The sequence below is a fragment of the Thermosynechococcus sp. QS41 genome (assembly GCF_031583515.1).
GTDB lineage: Bacteria > Cyanobacteriota > Cyanobacteriia > Thermosynechococcales > Thermosynechococcaceae > Thermosynechococcus.
Map to the genome: position 1 here is coordinate 768,376 of NZ_CP134181.1, position 15,814 is coordinate 784,189.

A 15,814-nucleotide genomic window follows, 5' to 3' on the forward strand; every position below is an offset into this window, starting at 1 on the left:
TACTAACTGCGATTCGATTGCTGACGCGCTTGGGCGATCGCCTGCTTTAACTGTGCTAAGGCCAATTCTAACCGCGCTTCGGGGGCAACAGGAATCAACCCCTGAGCCGTCATCTCATGGATCTCAAAATGCAGGTGCGGACCAGTGGAGTTGCCCGTACTACCCACGAGGCCAATGACATCCCCCTGCTTCACCCATTGACCGGGATTGACAAAGCGCTGTGAGAGGTGGGCATAGAGGGTTTGGTGCTGCTCTGGCGGGTGTTGCAAAATGACGGTGAGGCCATAGCCCCCTAGCCAGTTGGACTCAACCACGCGACCATCAAAAACCGCCAACACGGGTGTGCCTTCAGGGGCGCCCAAATCCGTTCCCGAATGGAAGCGGCGATCGCCAAAAATGGGATGGATGCGCCAGCCAAAAGTTGAGGTAATGGGCACCGGAAACGGCAAGGGAAAGAGCATTTGGCCATTGTTGACCTTTAGCCAACGCAAGGGATTCGGTCCCGGAAAGGGCTGGCGTACATAGGTCGGTGCAGCCGTTTGGGCAGATGGCACAAAATTTCTTGGGTTTGCAGCCACCAAGGGGCGATGAGAAGCTGGAGCAGAAGGTGATGTAGCCGTGGGGGTCACTAGGGGTTGTGGAGCACCTTGGGCTTGGCAAATGTTGGGGGGAACGCCCTCGCTAACGATCGCTTGACAGCCTGTGGAGCGCTCTTGGATCACCACGGGGATGGAGCGGGCGGGCTTAAGGTTTTCGAGGGGTTCACTGCTAGGGGGCGGATCCACGGGTTCTGTGGAAAAAACAAGAGGCTCACTGTCCACCGGTTGAACAGGATTGACAAGGATCGGTGCAGCCGCTTCTGGTTCAGCAGGAATCGTTTCAGCAACACTCTGGCGAGTCCCCAAGGCGGTTGTCAAGAGACCTATTGTCAGCCCAAGGGCAAGGACGCGCTGCTCGATCATGGTTCACCCCATCACACGCATTCCTTCAAATTCTAGGCGCAACCTTGGGGAATGACAATCTGCTTGGCCGCAAGGGGCTAGCGATCGCGAATTTTCATATAGGTCTGAATCACTTTGAGCACCATCGGACCTGCCACAGACCCACCCCCACCACCAGAGTTTTCGGCAAAGGCAACGACCACAATTTCCGGTTTGTCTGCAGGGGCATAGGCACCAAACCAAGTGTGGTTAGGGCGAGGTGGGTCTTCCCCGGTACCACTTTTGCCGGCGATCGCCACCTCAGGAACATTTAGGGCAGCCCCTGTACCACTGGTCACCACCTGCCGTAACCCTTGGCGCAGCACTTGAATGGTAGAGGGCTTTAGGTTCAATGATTGCCGCCAGCGATGGGGATTGTCGGAAGCAATCAGGTGTGGCCGCACTTTATAGCCCCCATTGGCAGGCACTGCAAACATGACCGCGGCTTGAAGCGGACTCACCTGCAAGGCCCCTTGACCAATGGCGGTAATCAAGGAATCGCCGTCGTACCACCCCTCGCCAAAGGTTTCTTGCTTCCACTGGGGGGTTGGCACAAATCCGGGAGCTTCACCGGGTAAGTCAATGCCGGTTTTAGACCCCATTCCAAAGCGATGCGCCCAATGAATCAGGGTTTCAGGTCCAATGCGGCGCGCCACTTGACCAAAAAAGGTGTTACTACTCCATGCCATGGCACCGGCAAAGCCCAGAGGGCCAAAGCCCGCCCGGTTCCAATCGTGGAAGGCAAAGCCCCCTGTGTAGAGGGCAGGATAGGTCATCAGTACGGTATCGGGGCTAAACTTCCCTGACTCCAAGCCGGCCACCGTTGTCACGATTTTGAAGGTACTCGCGGGAGGAAACCCCTGAAGGGCACGGTTGACAAAGGGAAACTGCCGCCGTTGCAGCTCCTCCCACTGGGCTTGGGTCATGCGGCGGGCAAACCAATTGGGATCAAAGGCAGGGTAACTGGCCAGAGCCAGAATCGCTCCATCACGGGGATCCATGGCCACGATCGCCCCCGGCCGACTCCCTAGGGCTGCTTCCGCCGCTTTTTGCAAGTCCAAATCCACTGACAGCGTGATGTCATTCCCCGGTCGAGCCACCTTTTGGCCTAGAATGCGGATCACTTTGCCTTGACCATCCACCTCCACCTGCTGACCACCCCATGTCCCCCGCAATACGTTTTCGTAGGTGGCTTCGACACCCATTTTGCCCATGACATCGCCAAGGCGGTAGCCCTGATCTCGACGAGCCGCTAGTTCCTCCTCATTCAGTTCGCCGATGTAGCCAATGATGTGAGCCGCCGTTTCGCCATGGGGGTAAAAGCGCAGGGCTTCGCGGTCAATTTCCACCCCTGTCAAGAAATTGCGGTGTTCTTCAAGGGCAATGATTTGGGCTTGGCTAATCCCTTGGGCAATGCGAATCAACGAAGGAGAATTCACCCCTGCTTGCTTGACTCGCGCTTCGATCTCACTGGCAGGGATATTGAGCACCCGCGAGAGAATGTTCACCGTCTGCGGCCATTCGGGCTTTTTCGCCGCAAGGGGCCAGAGAAATACCGAGTAGGAGAACTTATTTCCCGCGAGGATCCGCCCTTTGCGATCCAAAATCTTCCCTCGCTCCGGCGGTTTGGGAATCAGGCGAATACGGTTTTCATCGGCCATCTGGCGGTTGCGATCGCCCTCGACAATTTGCAGGTAGGCCAAGCGACTCCCAATGCCCCCCAGCAAAAATACGGTCATGATCGAGAGCAATACCAAGACCCGCCCCTGTTTGCCAACCACACGATCGTAGGCTTGGTAGGTGAGGGGACGAGGGGGGCGCGTTTTTAGCATTGCCATAAGTTGCGAGGAGTTGATGAGTGATCTATGCTAATTGCCACTGTATTGCCACTCTATCAGATGCGCTAAGACCAGAGGTCAAGAATTCCGATACCCTAGAAGAAGTCTCTGTACTGCCGCTTCATGAAGCGATCGCGCTGCCGTCCCCAAGTCCAAGCCCCCAGTCAAAATCTGGACTCGTTCCTCGATGTCCTCACCAATACCGTGGGGGTGATGATCTTTGTCTGCCTCTTTGCTAGCTTGACGGCAGCGGTGTCTCCTGCTCTTGTGCGCACGCCCATCGCCCGCGAAACCCGCAAGCAGGTGTATTTCTTTGAGTGTCGTGAAAATCGTGCCCTGCCCCTTGAGGAGGATCAAGCCAGTGAGGCCATCGATCGCCATCTGCGGCGCATTACAGAAAATCCCTTTGCAGATCCCCGCCAAATTCAGCAACAACTAGAGTCCTTTCGCCACCGTACCCGCTACTACGATGTGCGCCTGAGTCTGGTGCACAGCCAAGGGCAACCAATTTTGCAAACCCTTTTTGAACCCCGCGATCGCAGCGGTGGCGAATCCTTTAGCACGCTGGAAAAACCCGCGTCCAACTTTCGGCGTACCATTGATCGCCTCTCCCCCAGCCGCTATTCCCTTGTCTTTTTTGTGCGTCCCGATAGCTTTGATTGTTTCCGGGCAGCCCGTGCGGTGGCTTGGCGCAGTGGCTTTGATGTCGGTTGGGAACCGATGGCGGAGGGTCGCGCCATTATCTTTGTCAGTGGCGGGGGTCGCCGTGTCACTGTGCAGTAGTCCCAAGGAGGCTAAATGCTTGCCAAACGAATTTTGCCCTGTCTGGATGTGAAGGCGGGTCGCGTCGTCAAGGGCGTGAACTTTGTCAACCTGCGCGATGCCGGCGATCCGGTTGAACTCGCCCAAGCCTATAATGCAGCGGGTGCGGATGAACTGGTGTTTCTCGATATCACAGCCACCCATGAAGAGCGGAACATTATTATTGATGTCGTCTATCGCACCGCAGATCAGGTGTTTATTCCCCTGACGGTGGGGGGTGGGATTCAGTCTCTGACCATGATCAAAGACCTGTTGCGCGCCGGGGCAGATAAAGTCAGCCTGAATTCAGCGGCAGTGCGGCAACCCGATCTCGTGAATCAGGCCAGCGATCGCTTTGGTGCCCAATGTATTGTTGTCGCCATTGATGCGCGGCGCGAACCCCATTGGGATCCTAAAAACCCCCGTTGGCAAGTCTATGTGCGCGGCGGACGGGAAGCTACGGGGCTAGATGCGATTGAATGGGCGGTGGAAATGGCTAAACGGGGTGCGGGCGAACTGCTGGTGACCAGTATGGATGCCGATGGGACACAGGCGGGCTACGACCTCGAATTGACGCGGGCGATCGCTGAGCGGGTGGAGATTCCTGTGATTGCCTCTGGGGGGGCGGGTACCTGTGAGCATATTCGCGCGGCTCTTGTGGAAGGGAAAGCAGAGGCGGCACTGTTGGCTTCGCTCCTACACTATGGCCAACTGACGATCGCCCAGATCAAGGACTATCTCCATCAGCACCAAGTGCCCGTGCGCCAAGAAGAACCCCTCCCTTGCCGATAAGCGAAGAGAGGGGCAGAGCATCAACCTAGAGGATCAAGCTAAAATGGCCAAGTCCAGTGGCTAAACTCCGGCTTGTCCACACCGTACTCGTAGGCGTAGTTGCGGGCTTCAATTTGCATGTTGCGGAATTTCTCCTTGGCATGGGCACCCGCCACTTGAAGACCGGGGAGGCGATCAATGGCATCAATGGCAAGACTAAAGCGATCAATCTCATTATTGATGGCCAACTCAAGGGGGGTGTTGATGTTGCCCTTTTCTTTGTAGCCGCGCACGTGCAAATTACGGTGATTGTGACGGCGGTACGTGAGACGGTGGATCAACCACGGATAACCATGGAAGTTAAAGATAATCGGGCGATCGAGGGTAAAGAGACTATCAAAGTCGCGATCGCTCAGGCCGTGGGGGTGTTCGGTTTCCGGTTGCAGCTTAAAGAGATCCACCACATTGATATAGCGAATCTTCAGCTCTGGAAACTCCTGCCGCAGGAGGGCGATCGCCGCCAACGCCTCTTGGGTGGGAATGTCCCCGGCACTGGCCATCACCAGATCGGGTTCACAGCCTTGATCATTGCTGGCCCAATCCCAAATGCCTAGCCCCTTCGTGCAGTGGATAATCGCCTGATCCATCGTCAAGTACTGCAAGTGCAACTGCTTGTCGGAGACAATCACATTCACATAGTTTTTGCTGCGCAGGCAGTGATCCGCCACCGACAGCAGTGAGTTGACATCAGGCGGTAAGTAAATGCGCGTAACCTTCGCACTCTTGTTGCAGACAATATCCAAAAATCCCGGATCCTGGTGGGTGAAGCCATTGTGATCCTGCCGCCACACCGTGGACGTAATCAGCAGGTTCAACGAGGCCACATCCGCCCGCCACGAGAGTTCATTGCAGATGCTCAACCATTTGGCATGTTGGTTAAACATCGAGTCAATGACATGGACAAAGGACTCATAGGTGGAGAAGAACCCATGGCGACCCGTCAGCAGATAGCCCTCCAGCATCCCCTCCATGGTGTGCTCGCTGAGCATTTCAATGACGCGACCATTAGGGGACAATTCACCGCCATCGGCGTCCTCCTCAAAGTATTCCGCAATCCAGAATTTCTTGCTGACCTCGTAAATGGCATTGAGCTTATTCGAGGTATTTTCATCGGGACCAAAGACACGGAAATTGGTCATGTTATTGCGCATCACATCCCGCAGGAAGACTCCAAGGGGACGGGTATTTTCCACCTCAATTTGGGCGGGTTTCTCAAACGTAATGCCGTACTGCCGAAAGTCGGGCATTTTCAAATCCTTGCGCAATAGCCCACCATTGGCGTGGGGATTCATGCCCATACGGTAGTTGCCGGTTGGCGCCAAGGCTTTGAGTTCAGGACGAAATGTGCCATTCTCATCAAAGAGTTCTTCGGGGCGGTAGCTGCGCAGCCAATTTTCAAGGAGCTTAAGGTTTTCAGGGTTGGTGTGGACATCGGCCATGGGCACTTGGTGTGCTCGCCAGAAGCCTTCCACTTTGTGGCCATTCACTTCCGCGGGGCCTGTCCAACCTTTGGGGGTACGCAGCACAATCATCGGCCAACGGGGTAAGGTGGTAACGCCCTCTTGCCGAGCCGCCCGTTGAATCTCCTTAATTTTAGTCACGCAGTAATCGAGGGTGGCGGCCATTGCTTGGTGCATTGAGGGGCGATCGGAACCTTCCACAAAGCAGGGTTCATACCCTAAACCGCGGAAGAAGTTTTCCAAATCTTGATGGGGAATCCGTGCCAGAATCGTCGGATTGTTAATCTTGTAGCCATTCAAGTTGAGAATCGGCAAGACTGCCCCATCGCGCGCCGGGTTGAGGAATTTATTGATGTGCCATGAGGTGGCCAAAGGCCCCGTTTCTGCTTCCCCATCGCCAACCACTGCCGCCACAATTAAATCAGGATTGTCAAAGGCAGCACCACAGGCATGGGAGAGGACATAGCCCAATTCTCCCCCTTCGTGTATCGAGCCGGGCGTTTCTGGGGTGCAGTGGCTGCCAATGCCACCGGGGAAGGAGAACTGCTTGAAGAATTTTTTGAGGCCGTGGGCATCCTCACTAATGTTGTGGTAAATCTCGGTGTAACTGCCTTCAAGGTAAACAGGTGCCAAAACCCCCGGTGCCCCATGACCGGGACCCGCTAGGAAAATCACCTCCTGTTGGTACTTTTTAATAATGCGATTGAGGTGAAGGTAGCAAAAGGACAGACCTGGACTCGATCCCCAGTGACCAAGAAGGCGTTTTTTGATGTGTTCAGGCTTGAGGGGTTCCTTGAGTAGGGGGTTATCGAGCAAATAGATCATGCCCACGGCCAGATAGTTACAGGCACGGAAGAAGGCATCCATGGCCTCAACTTCACTATCACTCAAGGGCTGTCCTTGAATCGTGGCGCGAGCAGAACCAAAAGCATGAATATCAGCGGTGAGTTCGGTGGGACGGGGAGGAGAGCTAACCATACAGTATCCTCGTCAAGTCAGCATGAGTATCAAGAAAATCAACCGAGATCATATAGATCAAAGTGCTAACGGCGTTGATCAAAAATCCACGAATTGCCTACTTACTAATCGGGACACATCCTAAACTATCGTCTTTAGCCTACAGCCCCATCCTAGGATGCTGAAACGGCTAGGCTCGCAAATGCGCTAGATTTTTTAACGTTGATTCAATTCAGTAAACTTCCCAATGCCTGAGCAATTGATGCGGCAACTTCTGGGGGCAGGGGGAGGCGAAAGAGCTGACAGGCGTTGAGGGTGGTTTGCTGTTCTAATTCCAAGAGGTCACATTGTCGCAGACGGGCGACGGCTTCAGCCACAAAGCGCACATAGCTGGGTTCATTGCGTTTTTCGCCGCGTTTGGGCACAGGGGCAAGGAAGGGGCAATCCGTTTCCACCAGTAGGCGATCGCTGGGAACCATTTGTGCCGAGGCATGGATTTGTTTGGCGTTCTTAAACGTGACGGTGCCGCTAAAGCTGATAAAAAGACCCAGATCGAGAAACCACTCCGTTTCTTCGGGGGTACCGCCCCAGCAGTGCATCACTCCTTGCACCGGCCCGCGATCGCGCACAAACTGTTGAAGTAGATCCCGCGCGGCAGCGGCTGCCTCCCGACAGTGGATAATCACTGGCAGATTCAAGCTGTGGGCAACCTCCAACTGTGCCCAAAAGGCCGCTTCCTGTTCTTCGCGATTCGTGGCTTTGTAAAAATCTAAACCTGTTTCGCCAATGGCAACCACCTTGGGTTCACTGGCGGCAAGGCGGGCAATTTTTTCCTTGAGATCCGGCTGCCACTGCTCTGTATCTAGGGGATGGAGACCCACTGCCATAAAGAGTTCGGGAAACTGCGCGGCAAGGCTCTGAATGGTGGGAAATTCACTGGGTTCAACGCAGGAGTGAACCAGCCGCACCACTCCCGCCGATCGCCAGCGTTCAGCCACTGAGTCCAGATCGGATGCGTACTCTGGAAAGTTGAGATGGACGTGGGTATCCACCAACATGGGGATTAGGCAGCCGGTTGCAGCGTTTTGTTGAGGATACGGGTCAGCCGCGCTTTACGACGGGCACCGGTGTTGCGATGGAGCACACCGCGCTTAACCGCTTTGTCAATTTTGCTAAAGGCCAAGTTGAGTCGCTGCTGGACTTCCGCCAGTTTTTCCGGAGTGGGATCGGCAGCATACTGACTAATAGCCGTCAAGTAGTTTTTAATCAGCGTCCGCACTGCCGAGCGATAGGCTTTGTTGCGAAGACGGTTGCGCTCAGCAATTTGGGCACGTTTAGCGGCAGATTTGATGTTAGCCACAGGTCACCTGATGATCAATCACACGTTAAGAACAAATAACCATTATAACCGTTGACTGAGCGATCGCAAGATCTTGGCCGCCAGCATGGCTGCCCCAAAGCCATTGTCAATATTGACGACACCAATGCCGGGGGCACAGGAGTTGAGCATTGTCAGTAGCGCTGCCAAACCGCCAAAATTCGCGCCATAGCCAATACTGGTGGGTACAGCAATCACGGGTACCGAGACTAGCCCCGCCACCACACTGGGCAGTGCCCCCTCCATGCCGGCAACCACAATGAGCAGGGCCATCTCCTCTAGGCGATCGCGCACACTCAACAGCCGATGAATCCCCGCCACCCCCACATCCCAAAATCGCTCAACCCCAAATCCTGACAGTTGCAGCGTCACTGCCGCTTCTTCAGCCACGGGTAGATCCGCTGTGCCGGCACAGACCAAGCCCACCGGCAGGGGAAACTGCGGCGGCAAAATGGGGGCTGTACTGCAAATCCGTGCCTTTTCAAAATAGTGCAGTCCCCCAACGCGCGATCGCACTGCCTCAAAGACTTCTGGGGAAATCCGTGTCGCCATCACACAGGGATAGTGGGGACGCATCCGCTCCAGAATCTCGACAATCTGCTGCGGGGTTTTGCCGGGTCCCCAAATCACCTCTGGAAAGCCGGTGCGCTGCTGCCGCTGGTGATCAATGCGTGCAAAATCGCCAATGGGTTCGTAGGACAGATGTTGCAGTTGGCGATAGGCGGTCTCTACGCTCAGTTGCCCTTGGGCGACTGCCGCCAAAATCTGCCGCAGTGAATCGGGCATTTAGCCTCCAATTCCCAAGCGACCCGCTAGCCCCGGCGCCATCGGGATCAAGGTAGCGGCCATCAGGAACAATAGCAGCAGACCAAGACCAGCACGGGTATCATCGGGTTCGGTGATCTCATCGAGACTGGGCTGATCCATATCCCGCTGCAACAGCAGAATCACCAACGCCCAATACAAGGCCAAGGGGTTGACGATCGCCACCAAGCCCAAGACCAAAAGGGTAATAATCGTCAGTCGTTTGGCGGTTTTGGTACCGTAAATGGCTTGAATAATCCGCCCCCCATCCAGTTGTCCTGCGGGCATCAAGTTCAAGGCCGTCATGATCAAGCCCAGCCAGCCCAAAATCACAAAGGGATGCACCATCACCACTTCACTTTGCAACTGCTGCCCCAAAAAGAGCTTGGCGATCGTCCCCACCAAAATCGAGCCTTGGAAAAAGAGGGTCGGCACCTCTAACCCCTGACTCGTGGGCGAGAGAACAAGGCCAATGGCCAACAGCAGCAGCGAAACACTACCAGCCGCGATCGCCCCTGCTGCACCAATATCAAAGAGTTGACTGCGATTGGCAAGGAAGGATTCAATGCGGGTCATGGCCCCAAAAGTCCCCAACTGCCACGCCGGCAAAAAGATGGGCGGCCCCAAGCGTGCCCGATAGCGTTTGGCCATTAGCCAGTGACCCCCTTCCCGTATAGCGGCAATGCCAAAGAGACCCAAGGCAAAGGGGAGCGATCGCTGGAAGAGGCCAGTGGTTGGATTTCCCAGTAAGCTAAACCCCTGCAGGATGGCACTGGTCTCGAGACAGGTTCCAAGGGTGGCCACCGCCAAAAAAACCGCTGCCAGCTTCTGAAGATTGCCCGAGCGAATCGGTTCGGTCGTCATCGGTAAAATCACGACCATCGGCTTGCCCTCCCCATTGGCCACCATAAAGAGGCGATAGCGATCGGGCAAGGCGGCCTGTAGGCGTTCAGTGAGTTGCTGATGCACCACTTTGGCCTCTCCCCGCAGATTCCCTGGGCAGATCACGCCCCCTTTGTAGGGAATGTAGTCGGTGGCGAAGTAGGTATCCACGCTAAAGATACTTTGAATGGCTTGTAGGTCTTCGGCGGGAAGGCTGGGTCGTGCAGTAGGCTGGGCTGGGGTCGTCTGCTCTGTGGTGGCTTGCTCTAGTTCCGAACGGCCAGAGGGAGCAGAGGGTAGGGGCAATTCGGCGGTGGCCGCCAGCGATCGCAACCAACGGCCAAGGGCAACATAGGCCACAATCGAGAACACCAGCCCAAAGAGCACGGCAGCAAAGTTAATCACAATCCCAAAGCTGAGGCTGCCAAAAACCACTAGCCAAGGGAGCATCAGGACAAGGGTTTGCAGCCAAGCCACAATCCCCAGCTTGCCGTAGGGCAGGTTGCGGTACAGTCCCCACGCCAGTAGGGCGATCGCCCCCGCCAATAGGCCTACCGTAATAATCATGCGTTACCTCCCGCGTTTGCAAACGTTAGCGCGTGGCCATAGTGGTCAGTTGGGTCAGAACTTGACTGGCACGCTCTGTAAATTGCTGCATACCATTGGCATCAAAGCCCCGCTGTGACAATAGAGCCAAATCGTAGATATACTGACACAGCTTTTCGACCAATGCACCCGTTTCTGAGGTGCCGCTGGTTTGAATAATCGTGCCTTGGTTGAGGCTGAGGAGATTTTGCACCAAGGGATGGGCGGTATTGACAACCAAGATATGCTCCTCTGGCAACTGCGCATTGGGTTGCTGCTGCATCATCGCCATCATCTCCTGCATCCGCCGACTGGTTTCGGGCAACAGGATCATTGCCGGGGGGGCATCGGCCTTGAGGGCTTCGGTGCGAATGGTCAGTTTCGGCTTTTTCAGCACAGATTCAAAGAGCGCCTTGATCTGCTCACTGCGGGTTTTGTTGGTAGCTGGGTCAATGATTTCGCTCTCTTTGCTCTTGTCAATCAGGGTGTCATCCAGTTCAGCGTCCACCCGCAGAAACTTGACATCGCGGTAATTTTGCTCCAGCCACGGCACAAAGTGGGTATCAATGAAACTGTCCATAAACAGGACTTCAATCCCTTGGCTTTTAAGCAGTTGCACGTAGGTGGCTTGGCCGACCTCATCGGTGCAGTAATAGACGCGCTTGCCTTGGCGCTCTTTGTTGCGCTCGAGGTACTCCTTGAGGGTGGTGTAGGTTTTGCCATCCACTTGGATGCCCCCCTCACTGGCCCAGACATCCTCGCTCTCTTTGAAGGTGAGTTCGGCCGTGGTGCGGTAGATGAGAATGTCCTCCACCTGCTTTTTGAACTTCTCATCGTTGATGGAACCGAATTTGACAAAGGTGCCCAAGTCTTGCCACGAGCGTACGTAGGCCGCCGGGTCTTCGCGGTATAGCTCCTTCAGGCGATCGCCCACCTTTTTGGCAATGTAGTCGGCAATTTTGCGCACCGTGCGATCCTTTTGCAGGAAACTGCGGGACACATTCAGGGGAATGTCGCTGCTGTCAATGACCCCCCGCAAAGGCAGCAAAAAGCGCGGGATGACCTCTTCACAGTTATCGCTGACAAAGACTTGGTTGCAGTAGAGCTTAATTTGCCCTTTGGTGACATCAATATCGGGGCGCAGCTTTGGAAAGTAGAGAATGCCATTCACCACAAAGGGATAGTCGGTATTGAGGTGAACCCAAAGCAGCGGGTCTTCTTGAAAGGGATAGAGATAGCGGTAAAACTCGAGATAGTCTTCTTTGGTGAGGCTATTGGGGGAACTCTTCCAAGGGGCAATTTGTTTATTAATTTGCTCACCCTCTAGCTTAATTGGCACCGGCAAAAAGTCACAGTATTTGCGTACCAATTCACGAATGCGGCCGGGTTCTAGGTACTCCAACTCACCCTCTTGCAGGGTCAGGGTGACGGTTGTCCCCACAGTGGTGCGCTGACCATCGGAGAGGGTAAATTCAGTGGAACCATCACAGGTCCAATGCACGGGGACGGCACCTTCGCGGTAGGAGAGGGTATCAATTTCCACCCGTTCTGAGACCATGAAGGCGGAGTAAAAACCAAGGCCAAAGTGACCAATGATTGCGTCTTCCCCTTCCCCTTTGTACTTTTGAACGAATTCTTCGGCACTGGAAAAGGCCACTTGGGTAATGTATTTTTTGACTTCCTCGGCGGTCATGCCAATGCCGTTGTCGGCGATCGCCAGCTTTTTGTTTTCTTTGTCAATCGTGATCGTCACTTCCGGGTGATCCACATCGCCGCTATATTCCCCAGAACGTGCCACCATCCGCAGTTTTTGGATTGCATCTACCGCATTGGAGACCAGTTCCCGCAGGAAAATCTCATGATCGGAGTAGAGCCACTTTTTAATGATTGGAAAAATGTTCTCAGTATGGATTGAAATGGTTCCCTGTTCCAACATGATGCTTCCCGTGAGTGTATTCTTGGTCAGACAACCTCTAGTGTATCGGTAGGGGTTGCGCTTCCTGTTGGCGGAAAACCGATCTCTCCATCGCCTCCCAAAGAGTGACAATGACGGTATTGGCCATCAGAAATCCTTCTGGCTGGGTCAAGTGCAGGCGATCGCCCGTCAAAGAAAGCGTCTCTGGAGACATGTTTGCCGCTGCTGCTTGTAGGGCTTCAACCCACGACATCGGAAATTCATCCGCTAGAGCAGCTAAAGAGAGGCCATCCCTGAGGCGCAAGCCCAGCATGAGGGTTTCCAGCCAGCGATCCCACCGGGCATCTGGACTGACTTGATTGAGGCTCTCGGGTAAACTTTGCAGCCATTGATAGTATTCACGGCGGGTACGCGGACGGCTGAGGCGACGATGCCCGAGATAACTGGTGGCGCCCATGCCAAAGCCATAGTAGGGTTGATTGCGCCAATACACTTGATTGTGACGACAGGCAAACCCCGGTCGGGCATAATTGGAAATTTCATAGTGCTCATACCCTGCTGCTGTTAGCCTCTTGTGGGTAAGGCAGTAGGCGGCAGCGGCTTGCTCTTGAGTGGGTAGGGGGTCTGCTTCGGGTTGATAGCGTTTGCTAAAGACGGTTTTGGGTTCAATGATCAGGTCGTAGATGGATAGATGGGCAGGGTTGAGGGCGATCGCTTGCTCGAGGGAGAACTGCCAATCTGCTAAGGATTGTTGCGGCAAGCCTGAAATGAGATCCATGCTCCAGTTTGCTACCCCCGCCCTATGAAGCATCGCAACTGCCTGCTCAACATCGGCCACATCGTGACTACGGCCACATACCCGCAATAGCTCATCGTCAAAGGCCTGTACACCCAAGCTGACGCGATTCACCCCTACTTTGAGATAGCCCTGCAATTGTTTTAAGTCAAAGGTTCCCGGATCCATTTCCATAGAAATTTCTGCCCCTTGGGCAATGCCTATTTGGCGATCAAGGGCTTCCAGTAGTTGGCCAATGTATTGAGGCGGGACTAGAGACGGTGTTCCCCCCCCAAAAAAAATCGTTTGGAGTGGTGGCGGCTCAGCAGGGGTGTGGGCAATTTCTTGACAGAGTGCAGCCACATACTCTTGGATAAGTGACTCTGCCAGCGTCGGAGAATCTCCCACTACCGTAATCGGAAAGTCACAGTAGAAGCAGCGGCGCCGACAAAAGGGCAGATGAATGTATGCGGCTCTAGTCATTGTTTTCTTAACTGGTTTGTGATGAAATCTGGTCAGGCAGCCGACCTTTGGCAACCAATAACTCCCATGCCCGCAAAACAGCGACCAAATCAGAGGCAAGGCGGTATTCATTGGCTTCAGCAAAGCGCACCGTTGCGGTGGGGGTCGAGACGAGATGAATAGGCACCGGTCGCTCTAGGGGTGTGGGTACAAAATCAAAGCCATTGAAGCGCTCAAAGCGGCGATCGCTCAACCATTGATTAAATTGACTGACTTGAGCAGGTGTCACTGTGCGTAGGGTGCGGCTGAGGGTTTCCCCGCGAGCATTGGTGGTTTGCTGCACAATCCGACCATCGTTATAAAGCAGTGTCGTTGTCGTTACGGGTGGACGGCTCCCAGAGGCATCACTTTGCCGAATCACGCGAAAACTCACGTCCTCAGGAAGGGGGGGTGGTAACTCCTCTAGACTCAGGCGTTGGGGGCGCTGAATCAGGGTACCCATCATCCGACTGCCAGCGGCATCCCAAAGAATCAGGGAACCACTTTGATTGGTGCGATAGACCCACTGTTGGGGATAGGGAGCATTGGGATTCGTCAGGGTAATTTCCCAACCGGGGGTTAAACGCTCAGCACAATCAACCCGCAACCCCCCCAAGCCCAAACAGCCATCAGACCAAACTTTGGGCTGAACTTGGACCACGCTAATTTGCGCTGGTTCCTCACCAAACTGCTCGGCAGCGATCGCGATCGCCCGCGTAATGATCTCTGGAGCTGGTGTTGCTGCTTGCACCACAAGAGGCACTGCCACTGCCAAGAGGGATGTCCAACCATTCATTAACAAAGTCTCTACCCTTTGACCATCATCATAAAAAAAGACCGCCCCCGATGAAGAGGCGGTTCCTTTAACTAAACGCTAGTTAGCGTTGCTCTAGGAATTAGCCGTTGATGCTAGGAGCAATCATGGCCACAGGAGCAGACTCAGCGCTGGCCAAGTCGAGGGGGAAGTTGTGAGCATTACGCTCGTGCATCACTTCCATACCCAAGTTGGCACGGTTGATGATGTCAGCCCAGGTGTTGATCACGTTGCCTTGAGCATCGACAACGGAGTGGTTGAAGTTGAAACCGTTGAGGTTGAAGGCCATCGTGCTGATACCCAGAGCGGTGAACCAGATACCGATCACCGGCCAAGCGGCGAGGAAGAAGTGCAGCGCACGGCTGTTGTTGAAGCTGGCGTATTGGAAGATCAAGCGACCAAAGTAACCGTGGGCAGCCACAATGTTGTAGGTTTCTTCCTCTTGACCGAATTTGTAACCGTAGTTTTGAGACTCGGTTTCGGTGGTTTCACGGATCAAGCTGGAGGTCACCAGAGAACCGTGCATGGCGGAGAACAGAGCACCACCAAAGACACCAGCCACACCCAGTTGGTGGAAGGGGTGCATCAGGATGTTGTGCTCCGCTTGGAACACAAGCATGAAATTGAAGGTACCAGAAATACCGAGGGGCATACCATCGGAGAAGCTGCCTTGACCAATGGGGTAGATCAAGAACACAGCGGTAGCGGCAGCCACAGGAGCGGAGTAGGCCACGCAGATCCAAGGACGCATACCGAGGCGGTAGCTGAGTTCCCACTCACGACCCATGTAGCAGAAGACACCGATCAAGAAGTGGAAGATGATCAGTTGGTAAGGGCCACCGTTGTAGAGCCACTCATCAAGGGAAGCAGCTTCCCAAATGGGGTAGAAGTGCAAGCCAATGGCGTTGCTGGAGGGGACAACCGCACCAGTGATGATGTTGTTGCCATAGATCAAGGAGCCAGCGACAGGCTCACGGATGCCATCGATGTCCACAGGGGGAGCAGCGATGAAAGCAATCACGAAGCAGATGGTAGCAGCGAGCAGAGTGGGGATCATCAACACACCGAACCAGCCCACATAGAGGCGGTTGTTGGTGCTGGTAACCCAGCTACAAAATTGCTCCCACAGGTTCAGTTGCTCGCGACGTTGTAAAACAGTCGTCATAGTGATAAGTCCTGTTGAACAAGATGAATGAATGTTACAAACCGTTTACACTCCCAAATCGAGTCCCTGAGAGACCTCAGGAGCACCCGCTGGTGTTGTGCAACGGAATGTAACCTTATATTAATCAA

Annotated in this window: 13 protein-coding genes; 2 read left to right on the top strand and 11 right to left on the bottom strand. The window is 54.5% G+C overall.

The genetic code is table 11. The features are described 5' to 3' along the window. Nucleotides 1-2: 2 nt before the first annotated feature. Both RHJ80_RS03565 and mrdA read right to left on the bottom strand, forming a co-directional pair. Nucleotides 3-962, bottom strand: a complete 960-nt coding sequence (locus RHJ80_RS03565) for a M23 family metallopeptidase (RefSeq protein WP_310743395.1) — start codon at nucleotides 960-962, stop codon at nucleotides 3-5. Nucleotides 963-1,039: 77 nt separating this feature from the next. Continuing rightward, nucleotides 1,040-2,818 carry a penicillin-binding protein 2 gene (gene mrdA / locus RHJ80_RS03570; protein ID WP_206201093.1) on the bottom strand — a complete coding sequence of 593 codons (1,779 nt, stop codon included), beginning with the start codon at nucleotides 2,816-2,818 and terminating at the stop codon, nucleotides 1,040-1,042. A gap of 123 nt (nucleotides 2,819-2,941) precedes the next feature. On the opposite strand from mrdA, the gene RHJ80_RS03575 reads away from it, so the two are divergent. Continuing rightward, on the top strand, nucleotides 2,942-3,601 hold the full coding sequence (locus tag RHJ80_RS03575; RefSeq protein ID WP_206201094.1) for a hypothetical protein: 660 nt from the start codon (nucleotides 2,942-2,944) through the stop codon (nucleotides 3,599-3,601). Between the two features lie 15 nt (nucleotides 3,602-3,616). Continuing rightward, nucleotides 3,617-4,411 (top strand): imidazole glycerol phosphate synthase subunit HisF, encoded by a 795-nt coding sequence (hisF, locus tag RHJ80_RS03580; RefSeq protein WP_149820833.1) that lies wholly within the window; start codon nucleotides 3,617-3,619, stop codon nucleotides 4,409-4,411. A 38-nt stretch (nucleotides 4,412-4,449) separates the two neighbouring features. On the opposite strand, the gene RHJ80_RS03585 is transcribed toward hisF, so the two are convergent. From RHJ80_RS03585 to psbA, 9 genes are all read right to left on the bottom strand, one after another. Next, nucleotides 4,450-6,888 (bottom strand): phosphoketolase, encoded by a 2,439-nt coding sequence (locus RHJ80_RS03585; protein WP_302678864.1) that lies wholly within the window; start codon nucleotides 6,886-6,888, stop codon nucleotides 4,450-4,452. A 206-nt stretch (nucleotides 6,889-7,094) separates the two neighbouring features. After that, nucleotides 7,095-7,925 carry a TatD family hydrolase gene (locus RHJ80_RS03590; protein ID WP_310801477.1) on the bottom strand — a complete coding sequence of 277 codons (831 nt, stop codon included), beginning with the start codon at nucleotides 7,923-7,925 and terminating at the stop codon, nucleotides 7,095-7,097. Nucleotides 7,926-7,930: 5 nt separating this feature from the next. Next, nucleotides 7,931-8,227: a 30S ribosomal protein S20 gene (gene rpsT / locus RHJ80_RS03595; protein WP_149820827.1), complete on the bottom strand. Its 297-nt coding sequence runs from the start codon at nucleotides 8,225-8,227 to the stop codon at nucleotides 7,931-7,933. Between the two features lie 42 nt (nucleotides 8,228-8,269). Beyond that, a complete protein-coding gene (gene larB, locus RHJ80_RS03600; RefSeq protein WP_206201097.1) occupies nucleotides 8,270-9,031 on the bottom strand; it encodes a nickel pincer cofactor biosynthesis protein LarB in 762 nt (253 codons plus the stop codon). Beyond that, nucleotides 9,032-10,498 (bottom strand): site-2 protease family protein, encoded by a 1,467-nt coding sequence (locus RHJ80_RS03605; protein WP_310801478.1) that lies wholly within the window; start codon nucleotides 10,496-10,498, stop codon nucleotides 9,032-9,034. A gap of 25 nt (nucleotides 10,499-10,523) precedes the next feature. Further along, on the bottom strand, nucleotides 10,524-12,452 hold the full coding sequence (gene htpG, locus RHJ80_RS03610; protein ID WP_310801479.1) for a molecular chaperone HtpG: 1,929 nt from the start codon (nucleotides 12,450-12,452) through the stop codon (nucleotides 10,524-10,526). Between the two features lie 37 nt (nucleotides 12,453-12,489). Further along, nucleotides 12,490-13,689, bottom strand: coding sequence for a radical SAM family heme chaperone HemW (gene hemW / locus RHJ80_RS03615; RefSeq protein WP_310743397.1), 1,200 nt, complete (start codon nucleotides 13,687-13,689; stop codon nucleotides 12,490-12,492). Between the two features lie 7 nt (nucleotides 13,690-13,696). Next, nucleotides 13,697-14,503 (bottom strand): hypothetical protein, encoded by an 807-nt coding sequence (locus tag RHJ80_RS03620; RefSeq protein WP_310801480.1) that lies wholly within the window; start codon nucleotides 14,501-14,503, stop codon nucleotides 13,697-13,699. 100 nt (nucleotides 14,504-14,603) lie between these two features. After that, nucleotides 14,604-15,686, bottom strand: a complete 1,083-nt coding sequence (gene psbA, locus RHJ80_RS03625; protein WP_181495653.1) for a photosystem II q(b) protein — start codon at nucleotides 15,684-15,686, stop codon at nucleotides 14,604-14,606. Nucleotides 15,687-15,814 lie beyond the last annotated feature (128 nt).

What these genes read in the sequence shown, in the direction of transcription:
- RHJ80_RS03565 (WP_310743395.1), bottom strand. Translation starts at nt 962, where the DNA reads ATGATCGAGCAGCGCGTCCTTGCCCTTGGGCTGACAATAGGTCTCTTG.
- mrdA (WP_206201093.1), bottom strand. Translation starts at nt 2,818, where the DNA reads ATGGCAATGCTAAAAACGCGCCCCCCTCGTCCCCTCACCTACCAAGCC.
- RHJ80_RS03575 (WP_206201094.1), top strand. Translation starts at nt 2,942, where the DNA reads ATGAAGCGATCGCGCTGCCGTCCCCAAGTCCAAGCCCCCAGTCAAAAT.
- hisF (WP_149820833.1), top strand. Translation starts at nt 3,617, where the DNA reads ATGCTTGCCAAACGAATTTTGCCCTGTCTGGATGTGAAGGCGGGTCGC.
- RHJ80_RS03585 (WP_302678864.1), bottom strand. Translation starts at nt 6,888, where the DNA reads ATGGTTAGCTCTCCTCCCCGTCCCACCGAACTCACCGCTGATATTCAT.
- RHJ80_RS03590 (WP_310801477.1), bottom strand. Translation starts at nt 7,925, where the DNA reads ATGTTGGTGGATACCCACGTCCATCTCAACTTTCCAGAGTACGCATCC.
- larB (WP_206201097.1), bottom strand. Translation starts at nt 9,031, where the DNA reads ATGCCCGATTCACTGCGGCAGATTTTGGCGGCAGTCGCCCAAGGGCAA.
- RHJ80_RS03605 (WP_310801478.1), bottom strand. Translation starts at nt 10,498, where the DNA reads ATGATTATTACGGTAGGCCTATTGGCGGGGGCGATCGCCCTACTGGCG.
- htpG (WP_310801479.1), bottom strand. Translation starts at nt 12,452, where the DNA reads ATGTTGGAACAGGGAACCATTTCAATCCATACTGAGAACATTTTTCCA.
- hemW (WP_310743397.1), bottom strand. Translation starts at nt 13,689, where the DNA reads ATGACTAGAGCCGCATACATTCATCTGCCCTTTTGTCGGCGCCGCTGC.
- RHJ80_RS03620 (WP_310801480.1), bottom strand. Translation starts at nt 14,503, where the DNA reads ATGAATGGTTGGACATCCCTCTTGGCAGTGGCAGTGCCTCTTGTGGTG.
- psbA (WP_181495653.1), bottom strand. Translation starts at nt 15,686, where the DNA reads ATGACGACTGTTTTACAACGTCGCGAGCAACTGAACCTGTGGGAGCAA.